The 9,383-nt window shown below is 65.9% G+C and carries 8 protein-coding genes; 6 read left to right on the top strand and 2 right to left on the bottom strand.

The window, feature by feature from the left end:
- Positions 1-952 (top strand): 3-dehydroquinate synthase (gene aroB, locus VL973_RS13790; protein WP_325284600.1); only part of this gene is annotated, 952 nt, incomplete at its 5' end.
- 100 nt (positions 953-1,052) lie between these two features.
- Positions 1,053-1,853 carry a zinc-ribbon domain-containing protein gene (locus VL973_RS13785; RefSeq protein WP_325284599.1) on the top strand — a complete coding sequence of 267 codons (801 nt, stop codon included), beginning with the start codon at positions 1,053-1,055 and terminating at the stop codon, positions 1,851-1,853.
- A gap of 6 nt (positions 1,854-1,859) precedes the next feature.
- On the opposite strand, the gene uxuA is transcribed toward VL973_RS13785, so the two are convergent.
- Positions 1,860-3,029, bottom strand: a complete 1,170-nt coding sequence (gene uxuA, locus VL973_RS13780) for a mannonate dehydratase (protein WP_325284602.1) — start codon at positions 3,027-3,029, stop codon at positions 1,860-1,862.
- A gap of 162 nt (positions 3,030-3,191) precedes the next feature.
- On the opposite strand from uxuA, the gene VL973_RS13775 reads away from it, so the two are divergent.
- Genes VL973_RS13775 through VL973_RS13765 form a run of 3 tightly spaced genes read left to right on the top strand, consistent with a single transcriptional unit; the run spans position 3,192 to position 7,593 of the window.
- A complete protein-coding gene (locus VL973_RS13775) occupies positions 3,192-4,367 on the top strand; it encodes an endo-1,4-beta-xylanase (RefSeq protein ID WP_325284598.1) in 1,176 nt (391 codons plus the stop codon).
- Positions 4,368-4,396: 29 nt separating this feature from the next.
- Positions 4,397-6,046 (top strand): glycoside hydrolase family 43 protein, encoded by a 1,650-nt coding sequence (locus VL973_RS13770; protein ID WP_325284597.1) that lies wholly within the window; start codon positions 4,397-4,399, stop codon positions 6,044-6,046.
- Complete coding sequence (locus tag VL973_RS13765; protein WP_325284596.1) at positions 6,046-7,593, top strand: glycoside hydrolase family 43 protein; 1,548 nt, start codon at positions 6,046-6,048, stop codon at positions 7,591-7,593. The genes VL973_RS13770 and VL973_RS13765 overlap by 1 nt, the downstream gene beginning before the upstream one ends.
- A gap of 4 nt (positions 7,594-7,597) precedes the next feature.
- On the opposite strand, the gene VL973_RS13760 is transcribed toward VL973_RS13765, so the two are convergent.
- Positions 7,598-8,017, bottom strand: a complete 420-nt coding sequence (locus VL973_RS13760; RefSeq protein ID WP_325284601.1) for a DUF1810 domain-containing protein — start codon at positions 8,015-8,017, stop codon at positions 7,598-7,600.
- A 67-nt stretch (positions 8,018-8,084) separates the two neighbouring features.
- Here VL973_RS13760 and VL973_RS13755 point away from each other — a divergent pair.
- On the top strand, positions 8,085-9,383 hold a 1,299-nt coding region (locus VL973_RS13755; protein WP_414712255.1), incomplete at its 3' end, for a TolB family protein.

Below are 9,383 nucleotides of genomic sequence, written 5' to 3'. Positions count from 1 at the left end.
GTTGCAGGCGGCGTTGAGCGCGGCGGGAATCGTCAGCGAAGCGATCATCGTGCCGCCGGGGGAGGGGTCGAAAAGCTGGGACAAGCTGGCGATGGTGGTCGACCGGCTGCTGGAACTCGGCGTCGAGCGTTCGGACCATATCATCGCGCTGGGCGGCGGCGTGATCGGCGACCTGGCGGGTTTTGCAGCGGCGATCGTCAAGCGGGGCTGCCAGTTCGTGCAGATGCCGACCAGCCTGTTGGCGCAAGTCGATTCGTCGGTCGGCGGCAAGACCGCGATCACCACGGCGGCGGGCAAGAACCTGGTCGGCGCGTTCCACCAGCCGTCGATGGTGCTGATCGACCCTGAGGTGCTCGACACGCTGCCGCCGCGTGAATTGCGCGCGGGCTATGCCGAGGTCGTGAAATACGGCCTGATCGACGATGCGGGCTTTTTCGGCTGGTGCGAAGCGAACGGCGCCGCGCTGCTGGCGGGCGACAGCGAAGCGCGCGAAGTCGCGATCGCCCATTCGGTCGCGGCCAAGGCGCGGATCGTTGCGGAGGATGAGCGCGAGACCAGCGGGCGGCGCGCGCTGCTCAACCTGGGCCACACGTTCGGCCATGCGCTGGAGGCGGAGACGGGCTTTTCCGATCGGCTGCTGCATGGTGAGGCGGTGGCGGCGGGCATGGCGCTGGCGTTCGGCTTTTCGGCGGCGCTCGGCTATTGCGATGCCGGCGACGCCGCGCGCGTCGTCGCTCACCTGAAAGCGGTCGGCCTGCCCCATGACCTGGCGAGCGCCGGGGTCGAGGCGTCGGGTGCGACGCTGGTCGCGCATATGCGTCACGACAAGAAGATGGAGGCCGGGACGCTGCCCTTCCTGCTCGCGCGCGGGATTGGCGAAACCTATCTCGACCGCGATGTCGATCTGTCGGCGGTGGCGACGTTCCTCGACCGCGAACGCGTGATCGCCTGAGCCGGACCGAGCAAGCGAGTGCTTGCCAGCAAGCCTCGCATCATGTTTAGATTCCACCCGGCCAATCCGGTCGGGTTCCGGTTTTGAAGTCGCCCGTAAAATGATTCTCGAATGCACCCAGTGCCGCACGCGCTACCTCGTTCCCGACACCGCGATCGGGGAAGAAGGCCGCACGGTGCGATGCGCCCATTGCAAGCATAGCTGGTTTCAACCGCCGCAGGTGATGGCGCTCACCCCGGTCGAGCCGCCGGTGGCGCAGGCGCCGGTCACGCCCAAGGCCGATCCGGTCGTGGGACCAGCTGCCGCCGACACGCCCGCTGTCGTGCCCGATGTGCCGTCGCCCGCTCCGTCCCCGGCGATAATGCCGGGCGACAGCACCGGAAATGGCGGCGAGGCGCGCGTCTATCATTATACCGACCCCGATCTGGACAAGCCGCGTTTCGATGCGTTCGCGCACAAGCCGCCCTTTCAGCCGACCCGCAATCCCGTGCGGCGCTGGACGATGGCGGCGGTGGTCGCGGGGGCGACGATGCTGCTGGGCGTGGGCGCGATCCTTTACACCGGCGCGCCGGGCATCGCCGCGCAACTCGGTCTGCCGCTGCCCGGCGGCGAAACGCCGCTACGCTTCACCGAACGCGCGATCGAGCGGCGCTATCTGTCCAGCGGCAATGAATTGTTCGTCGTGTCGGGCAAGGTCAGCAATCCCAGCGGCAATGCCCAGCCGGTGCCCGACATCCGCGCCGAGCTGCGCGATCAGCAGGGCCGCATCGTCTATAGCTGGACGATCACGCCCGAAATGCGACAGCTCGGCCCCAATGGCAGTGTCGCGTTCAGCAGCGGCAAGCTGGACGTGCCGGCCAATTCCAAGCAACTTGACCTGAGCTTCGCGGGCGGTCTCTGACCGGGGTTACAAGCCCCGATCGGTCGCCCATTCGATCCCGCGTTCCAGACCGCGCAACTCGGCCAATCCGCGCATCCGCCCCAACAGCGAATAGCCGGGATTTGTCCGACGATTGAGATCATCGAGCATCTGGTGCCCGTGATCGGGCCGCATCGGAATGCGTCGCCCCTCACGCCGGGACAGGCGGTGGACGGCGCCGACGATAGCGGCCATCCCGGCGCTGCCCTCAAGATGCGCGGCTTCGTGGAACGCGCCGCCTGCCTCCCGTTCCACCGAGCGCAGATGCAGGAAGCCGATCCGGCTGCCCAGCCGCTCGACCATGCCGGCCAGGTCGTTGTCGGCGCGCACCCCAAGTGAGCCGGTGCAGAAACACAGGCCGTTTGATGCGTTGGGCACTTCGGCGAACAGATGCGTCAGATCGGCTTCGGTGCTGACCACGCGCGGCAGGCCAAAGATCGGGAAGGGCGGGTCGTCGGGATGCACGACCAGCCGGATGCCCAGTTCGTCGGCCAGCGGGCACACCGCGCGCAGAAAGCGGACGTGATTTTCGCGCAAACGTTCGGCGTTGATATCGGCATAGCTGGACAGCGCGTCGCGAAAGCCGGTGCTGTCGAAACTCTCCTCGCTGCCCGGCAGTCCGGCCAGGATCGTGCGCTCCAGCCGGGCAACGGCTTCGGGCGTCAGGCCCTTGAAATACCGCGTCGCGGCGTCCGCCAGTTCGGGATCGGTCGTCGTGGCGGCATCGCCGCGCTTCAGGATGTGCAGGTCATAGGCCGCGACCGCGACCGGATCGAACCGCAGCGCCAGCGCGCCGTCGGGCATGGCATGTTCAAGGTCGGTGCGTGTCCAGTCGAGCAACGGCATGAAATTATAGGTGACGACGCGAATGTCGTTCGCCGCCAGATTGGTCAGGCTGTCGCGATAGGCCGCGATCAGCGCGTCCCAATCGCCGCTGGCGGTCTTGATCCCTTCGTGCACGGGCAGGCTTTCGACCACGTCCCAGTCGAGACCGGCGGCGCGGATCATCGCCTTGCGATCGGCGATGGCGGCGCGCGACCAGACCGCGCCATTGGGCATTTCGTGCAGCGCGGTGACGATGCCGGTCGCGCCCGCTTGCCGGATGTCGCGCAGCGACACCGGATCACTCGGCCCGAACCAGCGCATCGTCTGAACCATCCGCACGTCAAAACTCCTAATAGGCCTTACATTGTTGTCAGGCCAGTTTCACGCTACGACGACGCTGTCAACCGTGCCGATTTGTCGGAGTGATTGTATCAGCCCGCATAGTGCGATAGCGCTACCACCGAAACCGATGATTTCGGTGCGGGGAGAGAGAGGATGCTGGAGCCTGATAACGGGACGGCGACTGGTGACAGGGCGAGCGCCGCTTCGCTGCGGCTGACCCGGCGCGCCGCGCTGGGCGGGCTGGCGCTGGCATGGCCGATGACCCGGCTTGTGGCGAAGGACGAGATGCCTTCGCTTGCCGAACGCGCCGCGCGTAAGGGCATATTGTTCGGCACGGCGGTGGGGGCGGGGCGGCCCGGCACGCTGACAGGCATGTTGTCCGATCCGCGGATGATGGCGATTGTCGAGCGCGAATGCGGCGTGATCGTCGCGGAAAACGAGATGAAGCAATATGTCATCGCTGCTCAGCCGGACGCGACGGCATTCGCGCGCGGCGACAGCATCGCCGACTGGGCGCAGGGTCATGGCAAGAAGCTGCGCGGCCACACCTTGTTGTGGAACCACCCCAAATATACGCCGGGCTGGCTGACCGAGCGTTATCGCGACGCCCCGCGCGACGGGCTGGCGACATGGGTGCGCGATTATGTCGGCGGAGTGGCAGCGCATTATCGCGGGCGCGTGCATTCGTGGGACGTGGTAAACGAGACGGTCGACAACGAGACTGGCGAACTGCGCGACACGCTGTTCCAGCGCAAGCTGGGCTTCGATGCGATCCGCATCGCGTTCGAGGCGGCGCAGGAACACGCGCCCGACGCGCAGCGCGTTTACAACGATTATATGTCATGGGGCGCGGGCGGGGCGAAGCATCGGGCGGGGGTGTTGCGACTGCTGGAGCGGTTCCGGCGCGAGAAAGTACCCGTCGATGCGCTGGGCCTGCAAAGCCACATCGGCGTTGGCGATATCGCCCATGCCGCGCGCGAACGCGATTGGCGTGCCTTTGTCGATGAGGTGACGGGCATGGGCTATCGCCTGCTCATCACCGAGTTCGACGTGAACGATCGCGGCGCGCCCGGCGACATTGCACGGCGCGATGCCGAAGTGGCGGCGGTGGCCAAGGGATATCTGGACCTGATGCTGTCCTATCCCATGCTCGACCATCTGCTGTGCTGGGGACTGGTCGACCGCTATAGCTGGCTGCAGAACTTCACCCCGCGCGCGGACAAGCTGCCGCAGCGCCCGCTGCCCTACGACGCGCAATATCAACCCAAGCCGCTGCGCGACGCAATCGCGGCAGCCCTGATCGCCGCGCCCGCGCGCGCGGCGGCATAACCAGATCGATCGAGGAAGAGGAAACCGGGATGATCCGCACTTTTGGAACGAGCCTGTTGCTGGCCGCACTGGCCGCTGGTGCCGCGAATGCCGGGGAACCCGCGCGGTTCAGCCGCTTCACTTACGAGGGACGCGCGCAGGAGGCGGCACAGGCCGGGCCGGGCGAGTATCGCAACCCGATCCTGTCGGGCTATTATCCCGACCCGTCGGTGACGCGCGTGGGCGATGATTATTACCTCGTCCTGTCGTCCTTCACCCATCATCCGGGCCTGCCGATCTTTCATTCAAAGGATCTGGTGAACTGGACGCAGATCGCCAACGCGATCGACCGGCCGGGACAGATCGACACCAGCGGGCTGGAAGTGTCGCGCGGCGTGTTCGCGCCCGACATTTCGTATCACGACGGCACCTTCTACATCGTCAACACCTGCGTCGACTGTAAGGGCAATTTCGTCATCACGGCCAAGGACCCAAAAGGGCCATGGTCCGACCCAATCTGGCTGCCGTTCGAGGGGATCGACCCGTCAATCTATTGGGAAGGCGACAAGGCCTATATCGTCAACAACCGCGCGCCCGACGAACCCCCGCGCTATGACGGCCACCGCGCAATCTGGATCCAGGAATATGACTGGCGCGCGGGCAAGATGGTGGGGGAAAGCACGCAGCTGGTGAACGGCGGCGTCGACATCTCCAAAAAGCCGGTGTGGATCGAAGGGCCGCACATCTTCAAGAAGGACGGCTGGTATTACATGACCGCCGCCGAGGGGGGCACCAGCGTCAACCACTCGCAAGTGGCGCTGCGGTCGAAGAGCCTGCGTGGGCCGTTCGTGCCCTTTGCCGGCAATCCCATCCTGACCCAGCGCGGCATGGATCCCGCGCGCGCCAATCCGATCACCTCGGCGGGCCATGCCAAGCTGGTCCAGACGCAGAATGGCGACTGGTGGGCAACGTTCCTGGCGGTGCGCCCCTATGCCGAGGATTTCTATAATATCGGGCGCGAAACGTTCCTGCTGCCGGTGGAGTGGAAGGACGGCTGGCCGATCATCCTGCCCAAGGGCGAGAAGATTCCCTTCGTGGGCAAGGCGCCGAACCTGCCCGCGCAGCCGCGTCCGACGCTGCCCACCAATGGCGACTTCGCTTATGTCGACGAGTTCGACGGCAACAAGCTGTCGATGCAGTGGATCGGCGTGCGGACGCCCAAGGCGCCTTTCTATAAGGTGACGGACGGCGATCTGGTCATCGCGGGCGGCGCGGCGCTGGGCGATGTGAAGGGCGTGCCGGGCTTTGTCGGCCGCCGTCAGCAGCATCATGTCGCGACCATGGGCACCACGGTGCGCTTCACCCCTGAAAAGGATGGCGACCGCGCCGGACTGGTCGCGATGCAGAATGACGCGAACAACCTGTTCTTCGGCGTGACGCGCGTCGGCGGCAAGCCGATGATCGCGCTGTTTACCCGCATCAAGGGCGCCGAGCAGATGGTGGCATCCGCGCCGCTGCCCGCAACCGACCAGCCGGTCACGCTGAACATCCGCGCCGACGGCGGCACGATGGCGTTCGATTATGAAGTGGGCGGCGCCAAGCGGACGCTGATGGACAACGTTGATGCGAAGTTCCTGAGCACGCACGAGGCAGGCGGCTTTGTCGGCACCGTCGTCGGCCCCTATGCATGGGCACAGTGATGCGGCAGGCAGTCATTTCGCTGGGCATCGGCGCGGCGCTGATGGCGGGTGCCGCATCGGCACAGGTCTGGCAGTCGGATCAGGGCGACGGCACCTATGCCAATCCGCCGCTGAATGCCGATTATCCCGATCCCGACATCATCCGCGTCGGCGGTGACTTCTATTTCGTCAGCACGACGTTCGTGAACGTGCCCGGGCTGACGATGCTGCATTCGCGCGATCTGGTGAACTGGGACATCATCTCGCACCTGGTGCCCCGGCTGGAGGGGCTGGCGAAATATGACCTGAAGGAAGGGGGCGCCTACAAGCACGGTATCTATGCCCCCAGCCTGCGCTATCGCGACGGCACCTTTTACGTCGCAGTCACGCCGGTCGGGCTGAAGACGCGCATCTATCGCGCCACCGACCCGCGCGGTCCCTGGACTTATGCAGAACTGGACCGGGAAGCGTTCGACCCGGCGCTGTTCTTTGACGATGACGGCACCGCCTATCTGGCGACATCGATCGGCAGCGACGGCACGGTGACGCTGAACACGCTGAATAAGGACCTGACGCGCATCACCGCCAGCCGGGTGATCTATTACAACAAGGGGGCGGAGGGGTCGAAGATCCTGAAGCGGAACGGCTGGTATTATCTGTTCAACGCCATCCCGTCGAAACTGGCGCTGACGGTCAGCCGCGCGCGGTCGCTGGACGGGCCGTGGGAGACCAAGCCGCAGATCGACGACACGACCGGCGGGCATCAGGGCGCGATCGTCGACCTGCCCGACGGACGCGACTATGGTTTCATCATGCTGGATGCGGGCGCGATCGGGCGCGTGACCAATATCAGCCCGGTGTTCTGGAAGGACGGCTGGCCCGTCTGGGGAACGCCCGACGCACCCGGCCGCGTGCCCGCGCGCGCGCGCAAGCCGATTCAGGGTCAGCCGGTCATGCAGCCGCCATCGTCGGACGATTTCAGCGGCACGGCACTGGGTCGCCAGTGGCAGTGGAACCACAATCCCGTCGATGTGAAATGGTCGTTGACTGCGCGGCCCGGCTGGCTGCGGCTGAGCGCCACACAGGCCGATCAGCTCTGGTTTGCGCGCAACACCCTGCTGCAAAAGGCGCAGGCGCCGAAAAGCCGGGGCGAGGTGTTGATCGATACGCGCGGGATCAAACCGGGCGATGTCTGCGGTTTCGGCACCTTCGGCAAATATAACGGCCGGATCGATGTGATCGGTCAGCCGGACGGCAGCCGGGCGCTGTCGGTGCGGCTGGTTGAGTCGACCATCGACGGGCCGAAGACCGAGGTGCGCGTCGCCGCCCGTCCGGTAACGGCCACGCGGCTGTGGTTGCGCGCCGATCTGGACTTCACCACCGACAAGGCGGCGCTGTCGTTCAGCGAGGATGGCCGCCGTTTCACGCCGCTGGGTGGCGAGGTGCCGCTGATGTTCGACTGGCGCACCGGCACGTTTCAGGGTCAGCAATTCGGCCTGTCCTGTTACAATCCCGGCGCGAATGGCGGCTATCTCGACGTGGACAGCTTCACCCTGTCCAGACCCTGACGTGTTACCCGATCCGGTCGGTCGTGGCCGGATCGGGACCGTCGAAGAATCGCGCCAGTGCCGCGTCCGCGCTTTCTTCCCCCGCCGCCGCGAACAGGGTCAGGGATGAGCGCAGCTTCATGGCATCGACATCGCCCATGATTGCCGCCGCCGACCGACCGGCGTGTGTCATCAGCGCGGCGACGCCCTCCCGGTATCGCGCACCCAGCAGCGGGTGCGCCAGATAGGCGCGCGCTTCGACCAACGATGCGATGGCATAGGTGCGGGCCATGGCGCTGTGCCCCAGCCCGGCGATCTGGGGAAAAACGAACCACATCCAGTGGCTGCGCTTTTGCCCGGCGCGAAGCTCCGCCAGCGCGGCGGGCCAGGTGCTCGCCTGCGCCATGAGGAAGCGGTTGAGATTATGGGGATCGTCGGCCTGCATCATTGCCCTTCGATTCGGTGACGGTTACGCACGTCACCAAATAACGATCCTGTCGGGGAGCCTATCCATGCACCGCACCGCTGTCTCGCTCATCGCCCTGTCGCTCGCGCTGGGTGCCGCCTACGCCCAGACCCCGCCACCGCAACAGCCGCCGGTGGAGGCGACCGAGGCGCCTGAGAACGAGGCGCGCCGGCCTGAACGCAATGCCGACCAGCTCCCCCAGCCGCAAACCGCCCCCGCCCCCGCTATGACCGCCGCGCCTGCTGCGCCGACCGACAAGGCAGCGAAATGGGACGTCAGCGCACCGCCGGGCGCCGAGCTGCGTCAGGCGACGATCGACACCGACGAGGGAAGCTGGATGGATGTCGATGTCAGCCCCGACGGGCAGACCATCGTCTTCACCCTGCTGGGCGACATTTACACCATGCCGATCGCGGGCGGCACGCCGACGCGCATCGCCGAGGGGCTGGCATGGGAAGTCCAGCCGCGCTTTTCGCCCGATGGCCGCCGCATCGCCTTTACCTCCGACCGGGGCGGCGGTGACAATATCTGGATCATGAACGCCGATGGCAACGACAAGCGGCAAGTGACCAAGGAGGATTTCCGCCTCCTCAACCAGCCCAGCTGGTCGCCCGACGGCCAGTTCATCGTCGCGAAGAAGCATTTCACGACCGGCCGCTCGCTCGGCACCGGGGAAGTGTGGATGTATCACGTATCGGGCGGGGCGGGGGTCAAGCTGGTCAAGCGCCCCGACGAACAGCACCAGAAGGAATTGGGCGAGCCGGTGTTCGCGCCCGACGGCAAGTCGGTTTACTTCACGCGCAACGTCACGCCGGGTCCGATTTTTGAATACGCGCAGGATTCGAACACCGACCTGTTCCATATCGAACAGGTCGATCTGGCGACGGGTGAGACGACGACGGCGGTGTCGGGCAATGGCGGATCGGTCCGTCCCCAGCCGTCGCGCGACGGCAAGAAGATCGCCTTTGTCCGGCGCGAAGCCACGCGGTCGAAACTGTATGTCCGTGACCTGGAAACCGGGGTCGAGCGCAAGGTGTATGATGCGCTGGATCAGGATGTTCAGGAAACCTGGGCCGTCACCGGCGTCTATCCCAACATGGCGTGGATGCCCGGCGACCGGGAAATCGTGTTCTGGGCGGGCGGCAAGCTGAACCGCGTGAATGTCGAAAGCGGCGAAGCGCGGCAGATACCGTTCCGCGTGCGTGACACCCGCGCCGTCGCGACCGCGCCACACCCGCAGATTCCGGTCGGACAGGCAGACTTCACGACCAGGATGCCGCGCTTTGCCACCGTGTCGCCCGACGGGCGGCAGGTCGTGTTCGAGACACTGGGCAAGCTGTATATC

The organism is Sphingomonas sp., from assembly GCF_035490575.1.
Classification (GTDB): domain Bacteria; phylum Pseudomonadota; class Alphaproteobacteria; order Sphingomonadales; family Sphingomonadaceae; genus Sphingomonas.
This window is presented reverse-complemented; position numbering and strand designations above follow the sequence as displayed.